Origin of the sequence: Shimia sp. R9_3, assembly GCF_017743755.1 — a bacterium.
Classification (GTDB): Bacteria; Pseudomonadota; Alphaproteobacteria; order Rhodobacterales; family Rhodobacteraceae; genus Shimia.
The window spans coordinates 209,724-233,585 of sequence record NZ_JAGHRP010000007.1 but is presented as its reverse complement, the minus strand read 5'-3'; the positions used below and the strand labels follow the sequence as shown (position 1 = coordinate 233,585).

At 59.5% G+C, this 23,862-nt stretch carries 22 protein-coding genes; 9 read left to right on the top strand and 13 right to left on the bottom strand.

The window, feature by feature from the left end:
- Nucleotides 1-113: 113 nt before the first annotated feature.
- The 5 genes from J7412_RS17605 to J7412_RS17585 all read right to left on the bottom strand — a co-directional run bounded on the left by J7412_RS17605 (nucleotide 114) and on the right by J7412_RS17585 (nucleotide 2,575).
- The gene (locus J7412_RS17605) at nucleotides 114-377 is read right to left on the bottom strand and encodes a WGR domain-containing protein (protein ID WP_209065442.1); all 264 of its coding nucleotides are present in this window, start codon (nucleotides 375-377) and stop codon (nucleotides 114-116) included.
- Nucleotide 378: 1 nt separating this feature from the next.
- Entirely contained in the window at nucleotides 379-972 is a 594-nt protein-coding gene (locus tag J7412_RS17600; protein ID WP_209079869.1) for an SMC-Scp complex subunit ScpB, read from the bottom strand.
- 4 nt (nucleotides 973-976) lie between these two features.
- Complete coding sequence (locus J7412_RS17595; protein ID WP_209079867.1) at nucleotides 977-1,891, bottom strand: DUF1403 family protein; 915 nt, start codon at nucleotides 1,889-1,891, stop codon at nucleotides 977-979.
- Nucleotides 1,892-2,035: 144 nt separating this feature from the next.
- Nucleotides 2,036-2,329, bottom strand: coding sequence for a CcdB family protein (locus J7412_RS17590; RefSeq protein ID WP_209079865.1), 294 nt, complete (start codon nucleotides 2,327-2,329; stop codon nucleotides 2,036-2,038).
- 6 nt (nucleotides 2,330-2,335) lie between these two features.
- A complete protein-coding gene (locus J7412_RS17585; protein ID WP_209079849.1) occupies nucleotides 2,336-2,575 on the bottom strand; it encodes a type II toxin-antitoxin system CcdA family antitoxin in 240 nt (79 codons plus the stop codon).
- A gap of 41 nt (nucleotides 2,576-2,616) precedes the next feature.
- On the opposite strand from J7412_RS17585, the gene J7412_RS17580 reads away from it, so the two are divergent.
- Nucleotides 2,617-3,567, top strand: a complete 951-nt coding sequence (locus J7412_RS17580) for an integrase (protein ID WP_209079847.1) — start codon at nucleotides 2,617-2,619, stop codon at nucleotides 3,565-3,567.
- 46 nt (nucleotides 3,568-3,613) lie between these two features.
- On the opposite strand, the gene J7412_RS17575 is transcribed toward J7412_RS17580, so the two are convergent.
- On the bottom strand, nucleotides 3,614-4,738 hold the full coding sequence (locus tag J7412_RS17575; protein ID WP_209079845.1) for a ParB N-terminal domain-containing protein: 1,125 nt from the start codon (nucleotides 4,736-4,738) through the stop codon (nucleotides 3,614-3,616).
- Nucleotides 4,731-6,134, bottom strand: coding sequence for an AAA family ATPase (locus J7412_RS17570; RefSeq protein WP_209065449.1), 1,404 nt, complete (start codon nucleotides 6,132-6,134; stop codon nucleotides 4,731-4,733). Before J7412_RS17570 ends, J7412_RS17575 begins: the two co-directional genes overlap by 8 nt.
- A gap of 523 nt (nucleotides 6,135-6,657) precedes the next feature.
- Here J7412_RS17570 and J7412_RS17565 point away from each other — a divergent pair.
- Nucleotides 6,658-7,854 (top strand): replication initiation protein, encoded by a 1,197-nt coding sequence (locus J7412_RS17565; protein ID WP_209079843.1) that lies wholly within the window; start codon nucleotides 6,658-6,660, stop codon nucleotides 7,852-7,854.
- A 16-nt stretch (nucleotides 7,855-7,870) separates the two neighbouring features.
- Here the strand turns inward: J7412_RS17565 and J7412_RS17560 are convergent, their stop codons facing one another.
- Nucleotides 7,871-8,812 (bottom strand): aminotransferase class IV, encoded by a 942-nt coding sequence (locus tag J7412_RS17560; protein WP_209079841.1) that lies wholly within the window; start codon nucleotides 8,810-8,812, stop codon nucleotides 7,871-7,873.
- Between the two features lie 330 nt (nucleotides 8,813-9,142).
- On the opposite strand from J7412_RS17560, the gene J7412_RS17555 reads away from it, so the two are divergent.
- Genes J7412_RS17555 through J7412_RS17545 form a run of 3 tightly spaced genes read left to right on the top strand, consistent with a single transcriptional unit; the run spans nucleotide 9,143 to nucleotide 12,043 of the window.
- The gene (locus tag J7412_RS17555) at nucleotides 9,143-10,198 is read left to right on the top strand and encodes a C4-dicarboxylate TRAP transporter substrate-binding protein (RefSeq protein ID WP_209079840.1); all 1,056 of its coding nucleotides are present in this window, start codon (nucleotides 9,143-9,145) and stop codon (nucleotides 10,196-10,198) included.
- A gap of 7 nt (nucleotides 10,199-10,205) precedes the next feature.
- Nucleotides 10,206-10,703 (top strand): TRAP transporter small permease, encoded by a 498-nt coding sequence (locus J7412_RS17550; protein WP_209065453.1) that lies wholly within the window; start codon nucleotides 10,206-10,208, stop codon nucleotides 10,701-10,703.
- Nucleotides 10,703-12,043, top strand: coding sequence for a TRAP transporter large permease (locus J7412_RS17545; protein ID WP_209079838.1), 1,341 nt, complete (start codon nucleotides 10,703-10,705; stop codon nucleotides 12,041-12,043). Before J7412_RS17550 ends, J7412_RS17545 begins: the two co-directional genes overlap by 1 nt.
- Nucleotides 12,044-12,092: 49 nt before the next feature.
- Here J7412_RS17545 and J7412_RS17540 read toward each other — a convergent pair whose 3' ends face one another.
- The 5 genes from J7412_RS17540 to J7412_RS17520 all read right to left on the bottom strand — a co-directional run bounded on the left by J7412_RS17540 (nucleotide 12,093) and on the right by J7412_RS17520 (nucleotide 17,966).
- Nucleotides 12,093-14,405 carry a PAS domain-containing hybrid sensor histidine kinase/response regulator gene (locus tag J7412_RS17540; RefSeq protein WP_209079836.1) on the bottom strand — a complete coding sequence of 771 codons (2,313 nt, stop codon included), beginning with the start codon at nucleotides 14,403-14,405 and terminating at the stop codon, nucleotides 12,093-12,095.
- 258 nt (nucleotides 14,406-14,663) lie between these two features.
- Nucleotides 14,664-15,719 carry an adenylate/guanylate cyclase domain-containing protein gene (locus J7412_RS17535; protein ID WP_209079834.1) on the bottom strand — a complete coding sequence of 352 codons (1,056 nt, stop codon included), beginning with the start codon at nucleotides 15,717-15,719 and terminating at the stop codon, nucleotides 14,664-14,666.
- A gap of 1 nt (nucleotide 15,720) precedes the next feature.
- Entirely contained in the window at nucleotides 15,721-16,083 is a 363-nt protein-coding gene (locus J7412_RS17530) for a group 1 truncated hemoglobin (RefSeq protein ID WP_209079832.1), read from the bottom strand.
- A gap of 149 nt (nucleotides 16,084-16,232) precedes the next feature.
- Nucleotides 16,233-17,105 (bottom strand): class I SAM-dependent methyltransferase, encoded by an 873-nt coding sequence (locus J7412_RS17525; RefSeq protein WP_247743983.1) that lies wholly within the window; start codon nucleotides 17,103-17,105, stop codon nucleotides 16,233-16,235.
- 33 nt (nucleotides 17,106-17,138) lie between these two features.
- Nucleotides 17,139-17,966, bottom strand: a complete 828-nt coding sequence (locus tag J7412_RS17520) for an alpha/beta hydrolase (RefSeq protein ID WP_209079830.1) — start codon at nucleotides 17,964-17,966, stop codon at nucleotides 17,139-17,141.
- Between the two features lie 264 nt (nucleotides 17,967-18,230).
- On the opposite strand from J7412_RS17520, the gene J7412_RS17515 reads away from it, so the two are divergent.
- The 4 genes from J7412_RS17515 to J7412_RS17500 all read left to right on the top strand — a co-directional run bounded on the left by J7412_RS17515 (nucleotide 18,231) and on the right by J7412_RS17500 (nucleotide 23,855).
- Nucleotides 18,231-20,459, top strand: a complete 2,229-nt coding sequence (locus J7412_RS17515) for an ATP-binding protein (protein WP_209079828.1) — start codon at nucleotides 18,231-18,233, stop codon at nucleotides 20,457-20,459.
- The gene (locus tag J7412_RS17510; protein ID WP_209079826.1) at nucleotides 20,452-21,168 is read left to right on the top strand and encodes a response regulator; all 717 of its coding nucleotides are present in this window, start codon (nucleotides 20,452-20,454) and stop codon (nucleotides 21,166-21,168) included. The genes J7412_RS17515 and J7412_RS17510 overlap by 8 nt, the downstream gene beginning before the upstream one ends.
- 370 nt (nucleotides 21,169-21,538) lie before the next feature.
- Nucleotides 21,539-22,474, top strand: a complete 936-nt coding sequence (locus tag J7412_RS17505) for a hypothetical protein (RefSeq protein WP_209079823.1) — start codon at nucleotides 21,539-21,541, stop codon at nucleotides 22,472-22,474.
- A 13-nt stretch (nucleotides 22,475-22,487) separates the two neighbouring features.
- Nucleotides 22,488-23,855, top strand: a complete 1,368-nt coding sequence (locus tag J7412_RS17500; protein WP_209079822.1) for a sigma-54 dependent transcriptional regulator — start codon at nucleotides 22,488-22,490, stop codon at nucleotides 23,853-23,855.
- The last annotated feature ends 7 nt before the right edge of the window (nucleotides 23,856-23,862 follow it).

Below are 23,862 nucleotides of genomic sequence, written 5' to 3'. Positions count from 1 at the left end.
TTTGGGACATAAGAGTTTCCGGCGGCTGCGGTCGCCGGAAAACGCGGATTACCCCATCCTGTAAACGGGTTCTCTAACACCATACTGTGCCAGATCCGCGCCAAGTCTGCGCGTCAGAGGCTGTCGCCAAACAGGGTCAGCTGCACCGGGATTGAGGCATAGCCGTTGCGCATCTTGGCGGCCTTCAGATCAATACATACATCATGGGCCGCGGCCTCGGTTGCGAGATACTCGATGCGGCTTTTGCTGCCTTTGTGGCCAAGGCGGCCCCATTCGTGGATCACGCACCATTCGCCAAAGAGCGTCTGCGTGACATAGAGCACGTAGAAGCGGCGCTGGCGGCGGCCAGGATTGATTTTCTCTAGTCGGATCAGCACCTCAACCCTCCGGATGCAGACCCGCATCTGTCAGCATTTCACGATCGGGCAAATCTCTAAGGCTTTCCAGATCGAACGCCACCAAAAACTGATCGGTTGTCACAAAAGTGTAGGGCGCGCCGCGTCGCGGGCTGCGGGGGCCGGTGCTGATGAGGCCGCGATCATGCAGGCGGCCGATGAGATCGCGGCTGATGTCTTTGCCAAAGATGTCTTTGAGACCGTCGCGGGTGATCGGCTGGCGGTAGGCGATGGCGGCGAGCACGGCGATTTCAAACTCGCCAAGGTCCACCAGATGCGCGCCCAGATGGGCGGCGGCATGGATGGCGGGCGCATAGGCCGGGCGGGTGCGCAGGATCCAGCCGTCATTCACCGCGGCAATCTCAAAGGCGCGGCCTTCCAGATCAGCGGCAAGATCATCAATCAGCAGATCGACCGACGCCCCCTGCCCCACCACGCGTGCCAGATCCTCCTTGGGCACCGGGGAGGCGGAGGCAAAGAGCACCGCCTCGATCCGGCGCATCCATTCGCGCCAGCGCAGGGCGGGCTCAACGTCCAACAATTCGCGATCCAAAACGGGTTCTGTGCGGTCTTTCATCGGCTCAGATCCCGTAAAGCCGGAAGCTTTCGCGCCCGGTCAATTCGCGTGCGACGCCAAGGCTCACCAGCCGGTCACAAAACCGCCGCGCGGCACGATCTGACATGAGATGGGTCAGCGCCTGAGGGGCCACAGCGTCATGAGACAGAAAGAGGTCGACCGCCTGCGCCGCCCCTTTGGCCCGCAGTTTGGGCGCAATCGCACGCAGAGCCTCTGCCTTGCGGATCAGGCCAAGCGCCAAACCTATGGCCTGCTCTGCGCCGGAGGCTGCGGCCTGATGACAAGCCAAGTGCAGCGCTTCGCCGGTTTTGCGCAGATCGCGGGGCGTGAGACTGAGCCCGAGCAGCGGAACTTGATAGGACCAGCGCATCTTTTTTGACAAGCTGGCATCCGCAAGCGCCAGCGCCAGGGACTCGGCCTTTGGCTGATCGCACAAGACCGCCTCCAGAGTCGACGCCGCACTGGACAACGGGTTGCGCGAAGCCCCCTCGCCCTCAGCGGCCATCCAGGTTTCGATCTCCGCCGTGTCATATTGCGGAAAGGCGCGATGCAAGGCGACTGCGCACAGCGGCCTTGCCGCCGCGCGCCGCCAGCTTTGGTAGGTATCTCCGGCGGGACCGGCTTGATCCTCAGGGCGCAGAAAAAGAACCGCATCCCGCAGCTCCGCCAGACGCTCCGGCCGACCGGTAGCAATCACACAGGCTTCGGCCGCGCGCAGGGCCAATCGCTCACGCAGCAAGGGTTGCGGCAAAGCCGCTTGCGAAAGAACGATATTGAGCCGCGACAGCGCTGTGCCTGAAAGAAAAGCGGCATCTTCCAGCGATTGCGTTGCCAAAGAAGAGGCCGCGCGCCCCTGATCGAGCGGAGGCAGATCAAGGCTCAAATCCTGCAAAGAGAGAGAAGACGGCGCGACTATCATGTTTGAGAGCCTAATCGCACGCGGCGCTTATGGCCAGAATTTTCCAAGAAAAGCGCCGCAACATGCAAGACCCAGTAATGTCCAATAATCTTGATTTATCGGTCACAGTAGGCGAATCTCACGCTTATGAGGCCTTTAAACCGCTCATATGCCATTTATCAGGATGTCCAACGCCCTCTTCAAGGGCTCTTTATGCGCCGCCAGAGAGCCCAGAGGGCCGCTCAGCGCGCCTTGTGGCACCGCTTGCACCTCAGGGACGCGCACAAGCCACTGAGCGCCCTCAAACGCGACCTCAGGGGTCAGATCCGGCAGCGCCGTGAACCGCGCGGCCTCCCGCAAGGGCGCGACGATGCGCGAGGCCTCAATGCCGATCAGATCGGTCTGCAGATCCACAACCAGTTGCCCGTCCGCAAGCTGGTAGACATCAAACTGCGCCATGGCCCCCTACCCCCGGTTTCGCCCCTGCTTTGGGACCGTTTCAGACGACCTGACAGCGCCGCTGGCAACCTCCTCACCATAGGCCTCTATCGCGGCGTAGTTTTCCTCGCGCCAGCGGCGGTTCTGCTCCGCTTTGCAGGCCTCGACGATGGCCGCCTCCGCAAGGCGCGACATGTTCAGGCCCAGATCCCGCGCTTTGGCGACCACCTCTGCCTCCAGCGTCAGATTGACTTTGATACGGCTCATCACGGCCCTCGATATCTATACGTATATTTTAGGAGTATATTGTGACAGAGACCTCCAAACAAGCCACGCCTTCTTCGGAAAACACCAGCAAAGCCTATGCTGCGGATTGGCGGCATTTTGCGCGGTGGTGCCGGTTGAACGGGGTGGAGCCCCTGCCCCCTGCCCCGCCGATCGTGGCGCAGTATCTGGCTGATTTGGCCAAACCCTCGGGCGGCACCCCTGCCCTGCAAAGTACGAGCATTCGGCGGCGGCTTTCCGGGTTGGTCTGGAACTTTGCGCAGCGCGGGCTGGCACTTGATCGCGCGGCACCCGAGATCACAGCGGTGCTCGACACGCTGCGCCGCACGCGGGCAACGCCAAAGCGCAAGGACCCAATCCGCCCGGATGAGATCCTGATGATGACCGCCACCCTGCCCTTTGATCTGCGCGGGTTGCGGGATCGTGCGCTGCTGTTGATTGGATATGTCGGCGGGTTGAGCCGGTCAGAGATTGTCGGGCTGGATTTTGGAGACGCGCCCGGCACGGAAGCCACCGGCTGGATCACGATCCTTGAGGCTGGCGCGGTGCTGACCCATGCCACGCGCACCGGCTGGCGTGAGGTGGAAATCGGGCGCGGCTCTGGGGAGCAAAGCTGCCCTGTTCATGCGCTGGAGCAATGGTTGCATTTCGCAAAGATCCAATCCGGCCCGGTGTTTGTGCGCACTTCGCGCAATGGCAAACGCGCGCTGGAGACGCGGCTGAATGACAAACATGTGGCGCGGCTGATCAAGCAAACGGCCCTCGCGGCAGGCCTGCGGCCGGAGCTTTCGGAAAAGGACCGGATGGCCCTGTTTTCCGGGCATAGCCTGCGCAGCGGATTGGCCCATGCGGCGAAGGTTGATCGAACTGTGGGGGTAAATGCGACGGGCGTGACATCCGCCGAAATGACCCGCCCCTCTGAGGACGACCGCGTCCGGTTTCAGGTGAACCTGACCAAAGCGGCGGGTCTGTAAATTTGGGTCCGCGAAACCCACGCTCAGGTTTCGCGGCGAAACCCTCTTAGGGGCGTTCCAGGAAAACGCGGATCTCTTCGAGCAGGTTTTCCATCATTTCACCGTCAAGCTGACGGCCTTCAAAACGCAGAGAATAGCCATCTGCATCTGCCTGACGGCGGATGGTGATCCCGTTGGATGTCACCAGTGTTTCCGCGTCGCGCCAGCCAGATACCGGCGTTGTGCTACGCGGACGACCGCCGCGTTTGGGATCCCGTTCTGGCGCGTCCAGCGTTGAGATCACCCCTTCGATCACCGCCCATTCCTCATCGGCTGTGGCCGAAGACGCCGCCGCGAGGCCGTTGCGAATGCGGGTTTCGCCCCCCTGACGCAACGCCTGCGCCAGTTTCAGGCCGCGCTTTTCGCTGAGCGCATCGGGGAATTCCAGCATGTCGCCAAGCTCTTCAAAGATCAGAGCAAAGCTGCGGACCTTGGAGCGCTTGGCCTTGGAGCCGGTTGCGAAGAGTTTGTTGACCGCGTCTTCGACATTGAGGAACGCGCCTTGCTGCGCAGAGATCACCGCGATGCGGCCGCGTTCGAAATGACTCAGCTCGGAGCGCACTTCGTTTTCTTCGACCATAGCGACAAAGGCGGCATCGGTTTCCGCCGGTGGGCGGATGATGGCGCGAATGGATTTGAACTGGGCTTCCTCGGTCAGCCCCAGCAATTCGCGCACCGCCATCAGACGACGGTAGCCTGACAGCAATCCGTAGCGCGGCGCGTCGGAACGATCGCTCGCGGGCAGCTCATAAACCTCGATGGGCAGACGCAAGCCGTTGGCCGAGATCGAAAGACGCAGCTCCAGCATATCGTCGGCATCCAGCGCCGCGCGGTCACGCACCATGGCGTCGGCGTCAATCTCACCCACGGGGATGTCGACCAGCAGGCGGCCATCTGTCTCCGCTTCCTGCAGCTTTGCCTCGCTGGCCTCAAGTTGCGCCTGACGCGCGCGATCTGCGGCACTGGCTGGTTGGGAGACCGCAGCAGCCTCCGCGGCAATCTTGGCAATGGGGGCCACGCCGCGCACCTGCGAGGCGGCGGGTTCAGGAACGGAGGTTTCGCGGCGAAACTCCTCTTCCAGTTTGCTCAGGTCGGCGCTGCTTGGCGCCACAAGTTTTCTGCGTTTAGCCATCGTTTGCCTCCGTGTTCATCTGCTCTGCTTTGAGGTCTTCAAGATCGCGCCACCATGTGCCGACGATGATCTCTTTCACCTCAGCCCATGTGCGGTCGAATGTTTCGCGGCCGCGCACATAGGTGTCGCGGTTGAATTCGCGGTAATCTGCCTCGTAGATGCCGTTCACCTGTTCGCCGGCCTGACCAACCATTGCGGTCATGTCCTGACGGTAGGTTGTCATGAAGTCGCCGAAATAGGCCTGAATGACATTGGCGAGATCGGTCTGTTGCCCGGCATCAAAGCGAGTGATCAGAGCGCGCACCGCATCCCATTCAAACTTCACCTCCGGCAGGCCATCGCGACGGCGGGCGGCGTTTTCGCCTTCTTCGACACTGGCGAAGGTGGAATAGAGCATGTCAAAGAACCGGCCCGTGGAGTCAAATTCAAGGAAAGACGCACCGAGCGGGACCAGCAGGATGTCGGCCGCGGCAAGCGCGTTGATCGTGAGGTAGCCGAGGGCAGGGGGGGTATCGAGGAAGATGATGTCATAGTCATCCACGATGCTCTCGTTGGTGAGCGCGTTTGTGAGCGCGTCCCACAGCGGCCAGCTGCGCAGCCCCATGCGCCAGACCGGGATCTGAAATTCTGCCCAGTAGAGATTGAGTTGCGCGCCGAGCAGGTCGATGTTGGGCCAGTGGGTTTCCTGAATGATGTCGCGCGCGGTGACATTGAGCGCCTCGGTCAGGGTTTCATCAAAGGGCAGGGGGGTGTCGCCGGACGCTTCGCGCACGCTGTTCTCTGCCAGAACCGCCTGCGCGTAATCTTTGGCCATGAGCGGGAAAGCGGTGGACCATTCGTCCTGCACATCGCCGCCCATGATGGAGGTGAGCGAGCCCTGGCTGTCGAGGTCGATCACCAGCACCTTATAGCCGTCAAGTGCGGCGGACATGGCGAGGTGCGCCGTGGTCGTGGTTTTGGAGGTGCCGCCTTTGAAGTTGGAGACCGCCACAATTTTTGCAGGGAGACCCTCGGGGCGCCAAGGCTGGTACTCACGGTCCTGCGCGCCTTCAGCGGCGAAGTGCGCGCGAAGGGCCAGAACGTCCTCCAGAGAGAACCACTTGGAATTTCCTTCGCCCACGCCTTGGGGAAGTTCCGGATACTTCTTCAGCACGCGCCGAAAGTGGGCCGGTGCCACCGGGATCAGAAACTTGCAGATCTCCCAAGTGGAGAATCGGCGGAGCCTTTTCTTGCCGTCAGGGGCGTAGCCGCGACGGGCGAGATCCTGTCGTCCCTTCGTTGCGAAGGCCGCCGCTTTTGCGAATCGGGCGGTGTCGATAGGGTCAGATAGCTTGGCGGCGGCTTCGGCTGGGTTGATGTTGAAATATGGGGGCAGGTTATCTTTGCCTGATACCATCTCAGTTCCTCTGCGATGTACTGCTTCGATCGTGATTTTGCCGGAACTATCGCACATGAATTTGCCAATGTGAATCAAAGATGGCGGTTTCGCGGCGAAACCTTCCAAAAATAACAAAAAACAGCGACGTAAAGCTTGTAGAGTCTTTAGGATATTTAGAATCTTTACGATCAGGATCAAAAATAAAATCAAAGACTTAGATAAGTTTGGGGACCTGCCTACGGGATCAAAGGGACCCAACTACAGGATAAGAGGTGCCTGTTTGCAGGGGGTAGGGGCCCGATTCGCGGGAATAGGGGTACCAGAGTCCAGTTTTGGCTCTTTCAGCCCCAGATTTGGCAAAATCCTGTGGATAACTCAGTGGGGCATCCCGTATTTAGGTCCCTTAAGGGGGGTGCCGGTCCCGGTGGAAATCCTATAGGTACCCGCCTACGGGATCAGTTATCCACAGATTTAAGCACCCATATTGAGTTTGCGTTAAGGTTCCTTTCAGCGCATAATGTGCGCAAAAAAGGGCAGAGCGATGAACGATATTCCTCGCGACCAACTCACAGGCGCATTGCGGCGTGGAGCGGTGAAAAAACATGTGGCGGCGATTCACGTCTCCGGCAAACTGACGCTGTTGCAGCGGAAGTTGTCGAACGTGCTGTTGCTGAACGCCTATGACACACTCACCAGCCAGAGCAAACACTCAATTGATGCGCGCACCCTGTGTATGATGATTGGTTACAACTCCAATGACATGGAAACGCTCAAGGCCTCGCTGCGCGGATTGGCGGAAACGGTGGCCGAGTGGGACATGCTGGACGAGAAAGGCCAGCAGGAATGGGGGGTGTCGAGCCTTCTGAGCTATGCCAAGCTGAAAGGCGGCGTCTGTGAATACTCCTATTCCCATGCCTTGGCTGAGAAATTGCATGACCCGAAGGTTTTTGCGCTCATCAATCTCAACATTCAGCGCAAGTTCACCTCGGGCCACGCGCTGGCGCTTTATGAGAACTGTTATCGGTTTATCCGCACCGGCAGCACCGGCTGGTGGTCGATGGAACTGTTCCGGCGGCTGATGGGGCTGGATGGTTCGAGCTATTATGAGAGCTACAAGCATCTCAATGCGAAGGTCATCAAACCGGCGGTCGCAGAGGTGAACAAGACCAGCAATATTCTGATCGAACCTGAGACCCGCAAACAGGGCAGGGTGGTCACCGATATCCGCTTCCGCATCAAAGAGAACCCGCAGCTGGCGATTCTGGACATTGATGACGGGGAAGGAATGCGCCACGGGCCGGTTTATGCACGGCTGCGCGAATTGGGGGTCAGTGACCGTCTGGCGCGACAATGGCTGGGGGCCTATGGCGAAGAGCAGGTCATGGCCAAGCTGGACTATGTGCGCCAGCGCAAAGATGTGAAAAGTATGGTCGGATATCTGACCGCTGCGCTTAAAGAAGACTACAAAGAGGTCGAAGAGGTTGCCGCGCCTGCGGTGCCCCGATCTGAGCGGGCCGAACGCCTGCGGCGTGTTCAGGCGGCAATTGAAGCGCGCACCCCAACGCAGCGGGATGCGGACAAACGCCTGTTTGCAAGCCAACTTGAAGATGATGTGGCGCGCGGTGACTTTGAGCGCTTTGGCTGGGTGTCACCGCTGAACATCCGCGCGATCTTTGCCTTCTGGGAAGACATGGACCCCGAAATTTTTGAGGGGTTGGAGGCCGAGCCGGTCTCCTGACCCCGATTTGTGCGGATTACCCGCGCGCCGCTTTCTGAGCGGCGACGTTTTTGGTCACCAGCTCTTTGTAAAGCGCGCGAATGCGGGCCATCACCGGGCGATCGCCGGTGCCAATGGGCTTGCCGTCGATCTCTGCCACCGGGGTTTGCGCGCCAAACGTGCCGGTGAGAAAGGCCTCATCGGCGCCGTAAGCCTCGTAAAGGGAATAATTTTTCTCGCGCACGGGGATGTCGTTGGCGCGGCAGAGGTCGATCACCTTCTGACGGGTCACGCCGTTCATGCAGTAATCCCCGGTGGAGGTCCAAACCTCGCCCCGGCGCACAATGAAGAAGTTGCAGGCGTTGGTGGTGTTCACAAAGCCATGCGGATCGAGCATCAGCCCTTCGTCTGCGCCCGCCTGTTCGGCCTGAAGGCAGGCAATCACACAGTTGAGCTTGGAATGGCTGTTGTATTTTGCGTCCTGGCTCATCGGCAGGCCGCGAACTTGCGGCACGGTGGCCAGACGGATGCCCGCGTTTTGCAGGCTGTCGACCGGCTTGGAATGTTCGATGATGGCCACGATGGTGGGCCCCCATTTGGAGAGGGCAGGGTGCTGGAACGGTTTGGCCTTGCGGCCACGGGTGATCATCAGGCGGCAATGGGCATCGCCGGTCATGCCGTTGGCGGCTGCGGTGTTGTCGAGGATTTTGCGGATGTCTTCTGGGCCCATGTTGATATCAATCGACACCGACTTCAGCGAGTTGAAGAGCCGGTCCATGTGTTCGTCAAAGAAGGCCCACTGCCCGTCATAAAGCCGCATGCCTTCCCACATGCCGTCACCCAGCATGAAGCCGCTGTCATAGACAGAGACCTTTGCCTCGTCCTTGGGAACGATTTCCCCATCCACATAGATCTTGATGTGATCGTTGCGGTCGTCTGATTTGGCGTCATGGGTGGAGTGGCGATCTGTGTCGGTCATGGGCGGCTCAAAGCTGATTGATGGGCAATCTGCGCCTGATGGGCACAGCTATGAGCGAGACCTTAGAGCGTTGAAATTGCTTTGGAAAGGGCGATGTTGGCGGGGCTGCTCCCGGTTTGGGGTACAGATTGAGGCCAGTGGACGTCACCGGTTCCAAATGCGCTTTTGAGCCCCGCTTGCAACGGTTTTTGGCCGTCGTGACGCAGCGGATCGCGTGAGGGGGCGCGCGCACAAAACACTTGCGTGGTCTCTGACGCGGCACTAGCGTTAACTTATCTGCGCGAAATTAAATTTCGCATAGCGGAAAAGGCATGTCAAGGGAGGAGTGATATGTTGAAGATCAAACAAATTTTTGGAGCCGCCGTTCTGGCGGGATGCGCCGCCACAGCCGGGGCGGAAACAGTCCTGATCCACGGTGAAGCCGGGCCGAACCGCGGGGCGCGGGCGGCAGCGTTGTCGTGGTATGCCGAACAGGTTGCGGCGCGCTCGGAAGGCGACATGCGTATCGACGTGCAGTGGGGCGGGGCGTTGTTCAAAGCCAACGCAGCGCTTGCAGGCGTGAAAGACGGCATTGCGGATCTGGGCACGGTGATTGCAGTTTACTACCCGCAGGAGCTGGTGGGCTATGGCATCGCGGATTTGCCGCTGAACAACCCGGACGCCTGGGTTGGCATGCGCGCAACCGATGAGTTCATGCGCACGAATGCGGCGATCCAGGCGGATCTCGACGCAAAGAACCTTGTCTATATCGGCACCTGGACAACCAGTCAGGTGAACATCGGCTGCAAAGACGCCGCCATTCGCACCGCAGAAGATGTGGAAAACCTGAAAGTGCGCGGCGTGGGCGCTTATGGCAAGGTCTTTGGCGAGATGGGCGCAAATATGGTGCGCATGTCAATTTATGATGCGTATCAAGGGCTTGATACCGGTCTAATTGATTGCTCTCAGGGCTACTCCTATGCGGTGGCCGCGCTGAAGCAATATGAGGTCATGGACAGCTACACGATGCTGAACTGGGGTCAGGTCGGCGGCGTTGGTATGTTCATGAACAAGGACAGCTATCAGTCGCTGAGCGCGGATCAGCAGGCGCTGTTGCAAGACGTTGGCTCTGATATGGCGGATGAGTTTGGCCGCATCATCACCGCAGCCAATGAAAAAGCCATCACCCAGATGAAAGACAACGGTGTTGAGGTGATCGAGCTGGCTCAGGAGGAACGCGCCGCGCTGGTGGAGAAAGGCCAGCAGTTTGTTGCGGCCTGGTCTGAAAATGCCGCCAAAGCGGGCATGCCAGGTGAAGAGATGCTTGCGGAATATCAAGCGCTGATCGCCAAGTGGACCGAGACACGGGACAGCGAGGGCTATCCCTGGGATCGTCAGACGAACTGAGCTGAAGATGATCAAACGATGCGAGCGTGCGCTGCTGGCTTGCGCGGCATTGGCGGTGATCGGGATGGGTGTCCTGATCACAGCCAATGTGATTGCGCGGAGCTTTGGCGGCAATATCCCTGACAGCAATATCATTGTCGAAGAGCTGATGGTGGCGGCGGTGCTGCTGCCGCTGGCCATCGCAACCGCGCAGCGCGCCCATGTGGTGGTGGAATTTGTCTCCAACCGCTTTCCGGCGCGGCTGAGATCTTGGCTGATTGTGTTTGGCTCCCTCGTCGGGCTGCTGGCGCTGGCGCCGATGATCTATGCCGGTGGGCGCGCGTTTTTGGCGGAATGGAGCTCGGGGAGCTTCTATTTTGGCGATCTTGGTCTGCCGAAATGGCCCGGGCGGCTGTTGTTTGTGCTGGGGCTGTCGGCCTGTTGGCTGAGGCTTCTGATGCTGGCCATCTCTGATATCAGAACGATCCTGAACGGCGAGGCCGTCAGTGATCAGGGAGGCCATTGATGGATCCGGCAACAATTGGGCTGATCGCCTTTGCAACCGTTTTGGTTTTGCTGGCGCTGCGGGTGCCGATTGCCTTTGCGCTTGGCGCGGTGGCGGTTGTGGCGACCTTTGCGATCTTTGCGTTTCGCACCGGCACCTTCATGCCGGAACGCGCGATCCGCGCCACCACGTCGATGGTGTTTAACAACGCCTTTGATCTCATACACTCTTATTCGCTGTCGATGATCCCGCTGTTCGTGGCGCTGGGGCATATCGCCTATCGCGCGGAAATCACGACAAAAATCTACTTTGCCGCCAAAGTCTGGATGACCCGCATTCCGGGCGGCGTGGCCATGGCCAGCGTGATTGGCTGCGGCGGATTTTCGGCGATCACAGGCTCCTCGATTGCCTGTGCCTCGACCATGGGTCGGATCTGTACGCCGGAAATGCTGCGGATGGGGTATGATCCGCGGCTGGCCACCGCCAGTGTGGCGGCCGGGGGCACGCTGGGCTCGCTGATCCCGCCGTCGGTGTTGTTCATCATCTTCGGGATTTTCACCGAAACCTCGATTTCAAAGCTGTTTCTCGCAGGCATTCTGCCCGGATTGCTGACGCTGCTGGGCTTTGTTGCGGTGATCTGGATCTGGGTGCTGCGCGCGCCGCATATCGCGCCGGATGTTGGCGAAACCTACACCACCGAAGAGCGTAAGGCCGCCGCGATTGCCGCCTGGCCCGCGCTGTTTCTGTTTGTGGTCATTGTGGGCGGCATCTACGGCGGAATTTTCACCGCGACCGAGGCGGCGGCGGTCTGTGTGTCGGCTGCTACGGTGATCGGGTTTGCCCAAGGCACGCTGACCTTGCAGGGGCTTTGGGACAGTGTGAAGGAGACTTGTGTTCAAACCGCGGCGATCTTCTTTATCGCGGCGGGGGCCAAGGTCTTTGTGTCTTTCATCGCGCTGACTGGTATTGCGCCAGCGATTGTGGAGTTTGTGTCGGCGGCGGATATGTCCGTTGTGGTGCTGATGATCTGTATTGCGCTGATCTATTTGGTGCTGGGCATGTTCCTTGATCCGATTGGCATCATGGTGCTGACATTGCCGCTGTTGGTGCCGCTGGTGGAGAGCTACGGGTTGAACCTGATCTGGTTTGGCGTTGTGGTGATCAAGCTGCTGGAGATCGGGCTGATCACGCCGCCGGTGGGGCTCAATGTCTTTGTGATTGCTAATGTGGTGGGGAAAGAGGCGCCGATTGACCGGATTTTTGCCGGGATCGCGCGGTTCCTGTCTGTGGATATCATTGTGCTGGGGCTGATCATGGCCTTCCCGATCCTGTCGCTGTGGATCCCCACCGGCGCGGGGTAGGGCGCGAGCTGGCGGCCCTTGATCTGAGAGAGGATCGGGGGCCGGGTGCCTAAGAGGTGGCTTTCAGGCAGCTGTCGATCTTGCCAAAAAGCACGTCGCGGCGGACGGGTTTGGCCACATGGCCGTCACAGCCTGCGTCCAAAGCGTCGCGCACATTGTGGGCCATGGCGTTGGCCGAGAGCATCAGGATGGGGGTGCGCTGTTTGTCGGTCTGGGCCTCAAAGGCGCGCATCCGGCGTACCGATTGTTCGCCATCCATGACCGGCATCCGCATGTCCATCAACACAAGATCAATCGGCTTTTTGGGGGCTTGAAAGATCTCCAAAGCTTCCAACCCGTTGGAAGCAAAGGTGATTTCGCATTCGGCAGATTGAAGCACGAGGCTGATGACCTTCTGATTGACCATGCTGTCCTCGGCAATCAGCACATGGCATCCGCGCAGGTTCATGTCATCGGCGATCCCCACTTGTGCTGTGATCGTGGATGTGGCGGGCTGAAGCGGGAGCTGCAGCGTGAAGGTGGCGCCTTTGCCCGGGGCAGAGGTCACAGTGAGCGCGCCGCCCATATTCTGCGCCAGAGCGGAGCTTATTGCGAGGCCAAGGCCTGTGCCGCCAAATTTACGGCTGTCGCTTTTGCGTTGCTGCTGGAAGCGCTCAAAGACGTTACCTTCCGTTTTGGCAGGAAAGCCGATGCCGCTGTCGGCGATGACAAACGTGAGGGCGGGTTTGCCAGGGGTTTTCTTGAGCGACAGCGAGCAGGTGATATGGCCCTGTTCGGTGAATTTGACAGCGTTTGAAGCGAGGTTTGAAATGATCTGCCGCAGGCGGAGCGGGTCGCCGCTCGCAAGATCGTTTTCGTCGAGCTCACTGGTCAAAGAGAAGGTGACACCTTTGGCATCGGCCTGTTCCCGATGCAGCCTGAGCGCGGCGGACACCTCTTTGAGCGGGGCGAATGGGATGGTTTCAAGCTGCAGCTTGCCTGCTTCGACTTTGGAGAGATCCAGAATGTCAGACAGCAGCCCTTCGAGCATGTCGCCGGACTCATAGATCGTTTGCACGAGATCTCTTTGTCGCGCGCTGAGGCCTTCGTCGCGGTGGAGACTGTCGGCAATGCCGATGATCGCGTTGAGCGGCGTGCGGATTTCATGGCTCATATTGGCAAGGAACGCGGTTTTGGACTGGTTCGCCTCTTCTGCGGCCTTACGGGCCTGCGCCAGAGATTTTTGCCGCTGCCATTGCTCTGTGATGTCGTTGGCGGAGCCGAAGATTTGCCCCTCAAACCGGGTGAAACGCAGATCCAGAATGCGTTTGCTGCCGTGGCGATCCTGCAGCGCGGTTTGCAGGGCGTTTGCCTTCTGTCCAAGCCGCGCTTTGCGCAGGGCTTTGGCGACCTTGTCGTGGTCATGGGGCGCGATGAAATCGCTGATGTGGTGATGCAGCAGGTGGTTTTTGGAATGGCCGGACGCGGCGCAGAAGGCCGGATTGACCCGCTGAATGCAGCCGTTGTCATCTAAAATGACATTTGGGGCGTGCGACACATCAAAGAAGGCTGAGATCAGCCGACTGGTGCGCACCTTCTCCGTGATGTCAAAACGTAGGGCAATAAACCGGATCGGGCGGCCATTTGGCCCCATTACGGGATAGATAATTGTGTCAAACCAGATGGTTTCGCCTTGCTTGCTGCGGTTGCAAATCTCTCCGCGCCAGATTTTTCCGCGTGAGATGGTCTGCCACATCCGGTGAAAGAACGCCTTGCTGTGATGGCCGGAGTTCATCAGGTTGTGGTTTTTGCCGATCAGCTCATCTTTGGTGTATCCGGACACGCGCAGCAGGTTCTTGTTGACGTGAAGAATTCTCCCGGCGGCATCGGAGACTGACAGGATCGCGGTTTCGTCAACAACGGCGTGCAGCTCCCTCAGGTCGTCCAGCGTGAGTTGGTCAGAAGGCCGACGGGCCTTGGCCGCAATGTGCTGGCCGGTTTCCGGAGGTTCGAAATGGCCGATGAGCTGCGTGGTTTTCCCATCTTGGCTGATGGGGTGACCTGCGCTTGCGAGCTTGATTTCCTGACCATCGGCGCGTTTTGCCACAAACTCAAACCGCCAGGGCGCCGCTTGCTGAATGCTGCGGTGCAAGGCGTTTTGGATGACCGCACGGTATTGGGGCAGACAAAATTCAAAGGCGTTTTCAAACCGTGGCTGATAGCTGGGGTCGACGCCGTGAAGCGCCTGTGCGGCGGGGCTCCACCAGACGGTTTTCTGTCTCAGATCCACTTGCCAGAGTGCGGAGATCGGGGTGGAGGCTGGGTCAAAACCATCTGCCACGTCCGGCGCAGGCGCGCAAAAAAAGTCATAGGCAGTGGTCATTCAGGTCACCTCTCAGAACTTCGACCAAGTAAGGAACTCTCGGCCCAAATGAGAGCCAACCTCACGTGTCACCTTCTGGAGACCCGCAGTACGTGTGTAACAAGTTATCTATAGGGGGAAGAGCGGCTCAAATCCATGATAGATAGTCGCGAAAACGTAATTACTTCAATGAGTTAAATCTGTATTTGGCGCGCATGTTTTATCCGCATTTTGCTTGAAAACTGAGCGGTGCGAGACCCGTGTTTGACCCTGCGGGCGCTATGATCCCGCAAGCTTTTTCTCGATGCCTACATCCAGCAGCCGCCAGACCTCCTGACGGTCAAAGCCGCGGATGTCTTTTGCCCCCAAGGCTTGCAGATCAAACTGGTCTTTCAGGGTGGCGGCGACCTCGTCCTGCACAGAGATCTGCATCGGTTCGGCAAATTCCTGCAGCCGCGTGGCGAGGTTCACCGCCGGTCCAAAGATGTCATAGACGTATTTCTGGATGCCCACGACGGAGCCAACCACGGCGCCGGAGGCGATGCCGATGCGGCAGCGCCATTGGTTGGGGTGGCTGGTGTTGCGCCGCTCCAGATAGCGCACAAACCGGATGGCCGCATTTGCCACGGCGCGGGCGTGATCCGGGGTGGGATCGGGAAGCCCTGCGACGGTGATATAGGCGTCGCCGATGGTTTTGATGCGCTCGCAGCCAAATTGCTCGCCGATCCGGTCAAAGGCGCTGTAGATGTCGTTGAGTTCGGTCACGGTGACGCTGGGATCTGCGGAGGCCACCATGTCGGTGAAGCCGACAAAATCCAGCATCAGGACAGAGACCGGATCATAGAGCTGGGGCGTGACCACGCCGAAGGCCTTATATTCCTCATAGACCGAACGGGGCATGATGTTGAGAAGCAGCTTCTCCACCTGCTCCTTTTCGCGTTTGATTTCGCGCGTATTGCGCTCCACCATCATGGAATAGGAGTCGATCATCGACTCCAGCTCGCGGATGCGGGTGATGTTCTGGCAGACCAGCACGATCAGTTCCTGATCGCCATCGGTGGCGGAGGTGAAATCCGCCGCAATCACCAGCTGGCGGCGCTTTTTGCGGTGGCGGATTTCGGCGGTGTATTGGCCCGCGTCATCAAGGGCGGCGTGAAGCTCCTCCGTGTTGAGATCCTCAAACACTTTGAGCAGCTCGTCGGTTTCCAGCCGGTCCTCAAACCACTCCTCAAAAGTGTTGTTGTAAAACAGGAACTTGAGGTCGCTGCGGCCCACAAGGGCGACGCCAACACCAATCGCGCGCAGGAGCTTTTCGTTGATGGCTTCGATGGTCATCTCAGGCGCTCACGATCAAGGGGCGGCGGGATTCAAATTCTTGCAGGACGGCAGATATATCTCCTTCGGCAAAACCGTGATCGCGCAGGGTGCCAGAGAGCACAACTTTGAGTTCGTCAAAATGCGGGTCCTGAATGTCGAGATGGGAATGCAGCTGGCGCAGCTGGTGGTCGGTGTAGGAAGCTGGCCCGCCGAGCAGGGTGGCGACAAATTTTGTCTGGTGGTCGACCATCTTGGACATGTCGATTTCATCAAAGAAGGGGCCGATATCGTCGCTGTCCAAAAGCGTGTCGTAAAAGGCCATGACCACGCGGCTGACGTTGGAAAACCCGCCGTATTTCTCGAAAAGTGATTGGCTTGACATAGTCCCCCCCTTTTCAAAGCCCGAATGCTCGGTGTCTTGCATCATACAAAAAATGGTTAATTTAGGAACCCTGCGGATATCGGGGGCATTGCCTTGGGGCTGGGCCGCGCGATGTCCGCAGGGGGAGGCATGTCGTCAGACAGGGCCAGTTATCGCTTGGTGATGACGATTTCCGCGTATTCGGATGGCACGATCATGGAGCCGTCCGTGGCGACGTTGAACTGCGCGATGGTGGCGCGCATGTCTGTCTCAAGCGCCTCTGCCGCGTCGCCAACCGCGAGGAAGGCTTTGTGAACAGGGCCATAGTAGGTGCGGAAGAAATCGATGAAATGATCCGGTGAAGCGTAGCGGAAATTGAAGTTTTTCAGTTCAAAGGCAATGGTTTCGGCGGTCGGGCCAAATTGCGCCTCGATCCAGTCGCGATTGCCCCAGCGCGCGGGGGACTGCACCCCGGCTGGGGGTGGCACATGGCGGCCAAGCGTTTTGAAGAGGTGGCCGATGAAGCTGTCCGGGGTCCAGTTGGCCATGGCGATCTTGCCACCGGCGCGCACCACGCGGGACATTTCGCGTGCGGACTGTTCCTGATTGGGGGTGAACATCACCCCGAAGGTGGAGGTTGAGATGTCAAACTGCCCATCCTCGAAGGGAAGGTCTTCGGCGTCTGCCACCTGAAAGGTGACCTCAAGCTTATCCGCCTCAGCGCGGATGCGGCCTGCTTCCAAAAGCGCGGGAACGTAATCGGTGGAGGTCACGGCGCACCAGCGGCGGGCAAAGGCCAGAGTGGCGTTGCCGTTGCCGCCGGCGACATCGAGCACGGTTGCGCCATGGGCGGGGGCGGTGGCCTCAGCCAGCATCTCGCCGGTGATCTGCAGCGTGCTGCCGATTTTGGCGTAGTCACCGGAGGACCAAGCGGCGTTCTGTTTGGTTTTGATGGCTTTGTAGTCAGGGGCTTGGGTGGTCATGGTGCTGTCCTTTCGGGGGGAGGTTTTGGTCAGGTTGAAGAGAGGGTTTGCGAGGGTCATGATGGTCTCCTTTGATGAGAGGGCGGGGCGGGATCAGGCCGCGACACGCGCAGGCCAGGTGACGGGACGCGCGGCTTTCTGAACGCGCGCGATGTGCTGCAGGATGCGGGGGTTGACCCAATCGGGATCAAAGATCGGCGCCATGTGGCCCATGGCGGGGAGCAGGGCTAGCTCGGCGTTGTCGACCTCCTGCGCAATCATCTGTGCGGTGGCTTGCGCAAGGGCCGGAGATTCCATCCCGACCATGATCAGCGTGGGGATGCGCAGGGCCTGCAGATCGCTGAGGTGCCATTGCTCGCTTTCCAGATCCCGAAAATCCTCCAGCAGCTTGGGGGCCAGTTCGACCAGCTTGTCCTGACGCTCCGGAGGCAGGGAGGCCCAGCTTTGCGGGACGGTCCAGTAATCGACAAAGCCTTGAAGATCAGAGGCGGACTTGGGCTGAGACAGCTGTGTTTCCAAGGCGCTGAACCCCTCCAGCAGAGAGCGGCCCTCGGCGTCGGCGGCTTTCAGAACATGAAAAGCTGCGGGTTCATAAAGCGTGAGGCTTTTCACCAGTTCGGGACGCAGCAGGGCGATTTTGAGCGCCACGCCGCCGCCAAAACAATGGCCGATCAGATGCACGGGTTGCTTGAGCGCTTCGATTTTGCGGATGATCGGAAGCGCGGCGCGAGACACGCCTTGGCCTTCATCCAGGCGGTCGTCTGCGCTGCCGTAGCCAGGCAGATCCCAAGCGTGCAGCTCAAAGCGATCGGAAAATTGGGTGCGCAGGTCGTCCCACTGATGGGCGCCGGAGGCTGAAGAATGCAAAGCGACCACCGGAGCCGTTTCGCGGGTGAGGCTGTTGGGGAGGGGGTGCATCATCATTACTCCAAACACTGGTTACGGACCCAGATTTGGCCTGTGGCTGTTTCACTGTGATGTCTGTGCAGGCGGGCTGATGTTTCAGTTGTTTCGCAGGCCAAATACGGAGGGATGCGGGGTAGGGCGCAGGGATTTTTGGTGTTTTTGCCTTTGGCGTGCCAAACTGCGCCCAATTACTGAAACAATTGAAACACGCGAATTTGCTTCTGAAAACCAACTGAAACCTGGGCCGGATAGGGATAAGCCATGGCCTCTGAGACAGACATGGACACAGACGTTGATACGGGTTCGGATCGTTTTCACGAGCTGCTGAGCGATGCGATTGAAAGTCTGTCAGAGGGGTTTGCGCTCTATGACGACAACCGCAAGCTGGTGGTCTGTAATCAGAAATACATCGAGATGAATGCGGGAGTTGCCGATCTCCTGCATCCCGGGCTGGATTGGGAAATTCTGATGCGCGAAAGCGCACGGCGCGGGATTTATCACGATGCGATTGGGCGCGAGGATGCCTGGGTCTCTGACCGGCTACAGACCACCCATGACTATGTGACCGATTTTGAGTTGGTGCAGACCGATGGCACCCACTACCTTGTGTCGACCCATCCCACCAAGATGGGCGGGTTTGTGGTGACACGCACGGATATTTCTGACCGCAAGAAGGCAGAGGCCGCGACGCGGGACGGGGATTTGCTGATCCGGACGGTGCTGGATGCGAGTTCGGCGATTGTGACCATGGCGCGTGTGGGCGATGGCAGCCTGATTTACCGCTCTCCGGCGGCGCGGGAGCTGTTTGGCGACACCAAGTCTGCACGCGACCATTATGTGAACCCCGATGACCGGGCTGATTTTGTCACCGAGCTGCTCGCGATGGGGCAGATCGACAATTATTACCTGCGGGTGCAGGCGAAAGGCCGGGAGTTTCCGGCCTCGATTTCTGCGCGGATCGTGGAGTATCGCGGCGAGGATGTGATTGTCTCAAGTGTTGTGGATCTGACCAAGGAGGTTGAGGCACAGCAGTTGATCCAGCAGGTGCTGGAAGCCTGTCCGATCCCCTTGCAGATGACCAAGGCGGCCACGGGGGAGACCTTGTTTTCAAGCCCTGAGACATTGGCGCTGTTCGGGAATGGGGACAGTGCGCAGAGCTATTATGTGGAGGCGCAGGAACGGGCGCGCTATCTCAAAGAGCTGCGGGCGGCGGGTGTCGTGCGCAACCGGAAGGCGGAATATATCAAAGGCGATGGCACCCGTTTTTGGGGGGCGGTTTCAGCGCAGCTGATTGATTTCAAGGGCGAGGAGGTCATTGTTTCCAGCACGCGGGACATGACCGATGAGCTTGCCCTGCAGGAGGAATTGGCCGCGCAGCGGGAGCTGCTGTATCAGAATGAGAAAATGTCTGCCCTTGGGGAGTTGTTGGCGGGGGTGGCGCATGAGCTGAACAACCCGCTGTCGATCGTGGTGGGCCATGCGCTGATGTTGCAGGAAGATGTGACCGATCCGGAGACCCAGCGGCGGGTGGCCAAGATCGGCGCGGCGGCGGAGCGCTGTGCGCGGATTGTGAAGACCTTTCTGGCGATGGCGCGGCAGCGGCCGACCTCCATGGAGCGGGTCAATCTGGACAGTGTGATCGGTTCTGCGCTGGATGTGGCCGGGTACGGGCAACAGCAGGATGGCATTCAGATTGCCTATGCGCCGGAGGCGGATCTGCCGGAAATCCTCGCGGATGCGGATCAGATCACGCAGGTGGTGATCAATCTGGTGATGAATGCCGGGCAGGCGATAAAGACCTCGGGTCTGGGAGATCAGATCCGCATCACGGCGCGGCCGGTCAAAGCGCGCAGCCAGATCGAAATTGCGATCAGTGACAATGGTCCCGGTGTGCCAGACCATATCCGTGCGCGGATTTTTGAGCCGTTTTTTACCACCAAGGAGATAGGCAGCGGGACCGGCATTGGCCTCGCGTTCTGTCATCGCATAATCCATTCCCACAACGGTCAGATCTGGCTGGATGGGCAGGCTGTCTCCGGCAGCCGGTTTGTGATCCGTCTGCCGGCTGCTCCGCAAAATGGAACAGCGCAAGGCGACAGTGCGCGCGTCGCTGAGGCGCAGGCGGTGGGCCGTGTGCTGGTGGTGGATGATGAAGAAGACATTGGCGCGCTGATCGCGGAGGTTCTGAAGCGTGAGGGCTATCTTGTGGATCAGGTTGGCTCTGGCGCGCAGGCCTTGGAGCGGCTGGCGGGGCAGGGCTATGACGTGGTGCTGAGCGATCTGAACATGCCGGATGTTGATGGCAAGACGCTGTTTGCCACGCTCAAGCGCGAGCATCCGGAGATGGTGTCGCGGATCGCCTTCATCACTGGCGATACGATGGGGCCAACCTCGCAGAAGACCTTGCAGGAGGCGGGCCGCCCGTATCTGGAAAAGCCGGTTGCGCCGGAAGAGCTGCGGCAGCTGGTGCAGGATATCATGGCGGAAGGTGGGGGGCGCGATGCGTGATCAGGCAACCAGAATACTGGTCTGTGACGATGAGATCGATGTGCGCGAGATGCTGGCGGAGTATCTGACCAAGCGCGGCTATGATGTGTTGAGCGCGGCCAATGCGGAGGAATTGCGCGCCACGCTTGGCAAGGGGCGGGTCGATCTGATTGTGCTGGATATCAACATGCCCGGTGAGGACGGGCTTTCGGTTCTGAGATCACTGCGCCCGGACAATTCGGTGCCGGTGATCATGCTCACCGCCGCGGGCGATGTGGTGGACCGGATCATTGGTCTTGAGATGGGCGCGGATGATTATCTGGGCAAGCCTGTGGATTTGCGCGAGTTGGAGGCCCGGCTGAAGGCGGTTTTGCGGCGGCAGGACGCGCCGCAGGCGCAGGGGCAGAGCAGCGATGGCGCCACCACCGCGCGGTTTGGGGCGTTTACGCTTGATCTGGAGGCGGCAAAAATGGTCTCGGACGCAGGCGACGTGCTGGCGCTAACGGCGATGGAGTTCAACCTCCTGAAGGTGTTTGCGCGCAACAAGGGGCGGGTGCTGAACAGGGATCAGATTCTGGAGCAGGCCCATGACCGCTCCTGGGACCCGTTTGACCGCAGCATCGATATCCGGATTTCACGGCTGCGCCGCAAGATTGAACGCAATCCCGAAAAGCCGACCATCATCCGCACGGTGCGCGGCATCGGGTATGTCTATGACCCTGAGGACTGACGGGGCTTGGGGGAAAGTCGGATCAGCTCTGATGTAGATAAGCAATCATAGGTAGAAAATTTGTTTGCATAATATATTCGGCGAAGACTTGCCGTTTTATTCTTCTGATCTATTTTGCGAGGATGCCCATTTAAATCCCTGTTTTGTATATGCAATCATGCGAAATAGGGGTGACATTCACAATGCTGCAGGTGTGGAATCTCCTACTGTTCCCGGTACGCTCAGTTGCCCTAAGATACCAAAAATGTTAGAGTTTATTGAAGAATTTGAACGGTGTGCGCGCCTGAATTCTATTGCTGTAAGCCATTTGTGCGCGGCAAAGCGCATTCGCTAAATTGGACCGAACTTCTTTTGAGATGGGAGCGCAACTGTGTTTGGATCAGTTGTATTGGAGCTGTTTATTGGCGTTGCCTTTTTGTTTTTGGCATTGAGCATCGTGATCACCGCTGCGCAGGAGATGCTGACGGGGCTGCTTGGCATGCGGTCTGCCAATCTGGTTGTGGCGCTCAGGAACCTGCTGGAAGATCCGGACGGAAGCTTTGTGCGTGAGGTCATGGAGCATCCGGCGATGCGTCATCTCTATCGCGGCAAACCGCGCAGCGGGGTGTTTGGCCTGATGGGGAATGGGCCGTCTTATGTGCCGAGCAGTGCCTTTGCGACGGCGCTGTTGGATGCGTTGCGCAGCAAGAACGGCAATGGTGCCACCTTGCCGGTTGCGGTGGATGAGCTGTTTGGCATGGCACCCGAGATCGTGCGGGACATGCCGGAGGGGGTGCTCAAGCGCTCGCTGACCTTGATGATCGGGCAGGCAAGCGATCTTGACCGGCCTTTGCAGCGGCGCGCCGAAATGGCGGAGCGGCGTTTGGCGCAGTGGTTTGACGAGTCCATGGATCGGGCAAGTGGCTGGTACAAACGCAAAAGCCAGTTTGTCAGCGTGCTGTTGTCGATTGGGCTGGTGGTGGCGATCAATGCCAATGCGCTGACCTATATGGAGCTGCTTTGGAAGGACTCAAACCTGCGCGAGGGGATTGTGGCGGCGGCGGAGGCGACGGCGGCTGAGGGCCAGCCGCTGCCAGACGATACGCAAGCGCTGTTGGACGATCTGGCCATATTGCCGATTGGCTGGCAGGGGCAGAGCTTTTCCGATGCTTTCTGCACCGCGCAGGAGAGCCTCAAGACACTGGCGGGATGGGCCATCACGGTGCTGGCCATCAGCCTTGGGGCCGCGTTCTGGTTTGACGTGATGAAAAAAGCGCTCGCAATCCGCGCGAGCGGGCCGAAACCCGCAAACCCCGCAGCAGGGTGAGGTGGGTGCCACCATGTCACTGGATGATACAGACCGCAGGCTGACGCTGGTTTCTCAGGAAAAATCAGACCGTTTTGAGGCGTTTCTCGGGGCGCTTGGGGCGCTGGATTACCGTGTGCAGCTGACCGGGCCTGAGGCTTTGGCAAAGACTGCGAAAGGCAACAGTCTGGTCTATCTGGGCATGCGCGGCTGGGACGGGCGCACGATGCGGCGGCTGAAGGCGCTGGCGGCGCATCCGCATTGTATGCTGGCGATTGAAAAGAGCGCCTTCCGCTGGGCGGAGCCGACCATTCGCGATTGCCGTGAGTTTCTGACCTGGCCCTGTGCGCCTTCTGAGCTGAAGATGCGGCTGGAAAGATATGGGCGCAGCGGCCCGTTGGGACGCCCGGCGGATGAGCGGGCGGCGGAGGTGAGCGCGCTGGGGCTGGTGGGGCAATCACGCTGTTTTGTGGACAGTCTGGTGACCCTGCGCCGCTTTGCTGAATGTGACGCGGCGGTGCTGATCAAGGGCGAAACCGGCACCGGCAAAGAGCTGGCAGCGCGAGCGATCCATCAGCTTTCGGCGCGCAGCGAAGGCCCGTTTGTACCTGTCTGTTGCGGCGCGTTGCCGGACACTTTGATTGAGGCAGAGCTGTTTGGCCATGCGCGCGGGGCGTTTACCGATGCGCATGAGGCCCGCGCGGGGCTTGTGGAGCAGGCGCGCGGCGGCACGTTGTTTCTGGATGAGGTCGAGGCGCTGAGCGCCAAGGCGCAGGTGGCGCTGCTGCGGTTTCTTGAATCGCTGGAGTTTCGCCGCGTGGGTGGCTGCCGGACACAGCGGGCGGATGTGCGGGTGATTGCGGCGGGCAACGAAGACCTGCGGCAACTGGCGCGGGACGGTCGGTTCCGTCTGGATCTGTTGTACCGGCTGGATGTTTTGTCGCTCACGCTGCCGGCGTTGCGTCAGCGCGTCGGGGATGTGGCCCTGCTGACGCGGCATTTTCTGACGCTGTTTGAGCAGCAATATCAGACCGGAGCGCTGGCGCTGGACATAAGGTCCAGCCATTGGATCGAAGAATACACCTGGCCCGGCAATGTGCGGGAGCTGGAAAATTTGGTGCATCGCGGCGTGGTCACGGCGCAGGATGGTTTGGTTTCGGTATGCCCGACGGAGCCTCGCGCGCGCGACAGTGTGGACGAGGCCTTTGGCGTGGCCAAGGCACGCGCGGTGAACGCCTTTGAGCGGCGCTATCTGGAAAGCGTGATGGCCCAGACGCAGGGCAATGTTACCAAAGCGGCAGAACAGGCGGGCAAAGAGCGCCGCGCCTTGGGTAAGCTCCTGAAAAAGCACGGCATTGATCCGGCCGGATTTGCCCAAACCTCTCCCACAAACGGATTTTGACCACCCG

What these genes read in the sequence shown, in the direction of transcription:
- J7412_RS17570 (WP_209065449.1), bottom strand. Translation starts at nt 6,134, where the DNA reads ATGGTATCAGGCAAAGATAACCTGCCCCCATATTTCAACATCAACCCA.
- J7412_RS17560 (WP_209079841.1), bottom strand. Translation starts at nt 8,812, where the DNA reads ATGACCGACACAGATCGCCACTCCACCCATGACGCCAAATCAGACGAC.
- J7412_RS17545 (WP_209079838.1), top strand. Translation starts at nt 10,703, where the DNA reads ATGGATCCGGCAACAATTGGGCTGATCGCCTTTGCAACCGTTTTGGTT.
- J7412_RS17530 (WP_209079832.1), bottom strand. Translation starts at nt 16,083, where the DNA reads ATGTCAAGCCAATCACTTTTCGAGAAATACGGCGGGTTTTCCAACGTC.
- J7412_RS17600 (WP_209079869.1), bottom strand. Translation starts at nt 972, where the DNA reads ATGAAAGACCGCACAGAACCCGTTTTGGATCGCGAATTGTTGGACGTT.
- J7412_RS17520 (WP_209079830.1), bottom strand. Translation starts at nt 17,966, where the DNA reads ATGATGCACCCCCTCCCCAACAGCCTCACCCGCGAAACGGCTCCGGTG.
- J7412_RS17510 (WP_209079826.1), top strand. Translation starts at nt 20,452, where the DNA reads ATGCGTGATCAGGCAACCAGAATACTGGTCTGTGACGATGAGATCGAT.
- J7412_RS17555 (WP_209079840.1), top strand. Translation starts at nt 9,143, where the DNA reads ATGTTGAAGATCAAACAAATTTTTGGAGCCGCCGTTCTGGCGGGATGC.
- J7412_RS17550 (WP_209065453.1), top strand. Translation starts at nt 10,206, where the DNA reads ATGATCAAACGATGCGAGCGTGCGCTGCTGGCTTGCGCGGCATTGGCG.
- J7412_RS17500 (WP_209079822.1), top strand. Translation starts at nt 22,488, where the DNA reads ATGTCACTGGATGATACAGACCGCAGGCTGACGCTGGTTTCTCAGGAA.
- J7412_RS17595 (WP_209079867.1), bottom strand. Translation starts at nt 1,891, where the DNA reads ATGATAGTCGCGCCGTCTTCTCTCTCTTTGCAGGATTTGAGCCTTGAT.
- J7412_RS17515 (WP_209079828.1), top strand. Translation starts at nt 18,231, where the DNA reads ATGGACACAGACGTTGATACGGGTTCGGATCGTTTTCACGAGCTGCTG.
- J7412_RS17590 (WP_209079865.1), bottom strand. Translation starts at nt 2,329, where the DNA reads ATGGCGCAGTTTGATGTCTACCAGCTTGCGGACGGGCAACTGGTTGTG.
- J7412_RS17565 (WP_209079843.1), top strand. Translation starts at nt 6,658, where the DNA reads ATGAACGATATTCCTCGCGACCAACTCACAGGCGCATTGCGGCGTGGA.
- J7412_RS17535 (WP_209079834.1), bottom strand. Translation starts at nt 15,719, where the DNA reads ATGACCATCGAAGCCATCAACGAAAAGCTCCTGCGCGCGATTGGTGTT.
- J7412_RS17540 (WP_209079836.1), bottom strand. Translation starts at nt 14,405, where the DNA reads ATGACCACTGCCTATGACTTTTTTTGCGCGCCTGCGCCGGACGTGGCA.
- J7412_RS17585 (WP_209079849.1), bottom strand. Translation starts at nt 2,575, where the DNA reads ATGAGCCGTATCAAAGTCAATCTGACGCTGGAGGCAGAGGTGGTCGCC.
- J7412_RS17575 (WP_209079845.1), bottom strand. Translation starts at nt 4,738, where the DNA reads ATGGCTAAACGCAGAAAACTTGTGGCGCCAAGCAGCGCCGACCTGAGC.
- J7412_RS17525 (WP_247743983.1), bottom strand. Translation starts at nt 17,105, where the DNA reads ATGACCCTCGCAAACCCTCTCTTCAACCTGACCAAAACCTCCCCCCGA.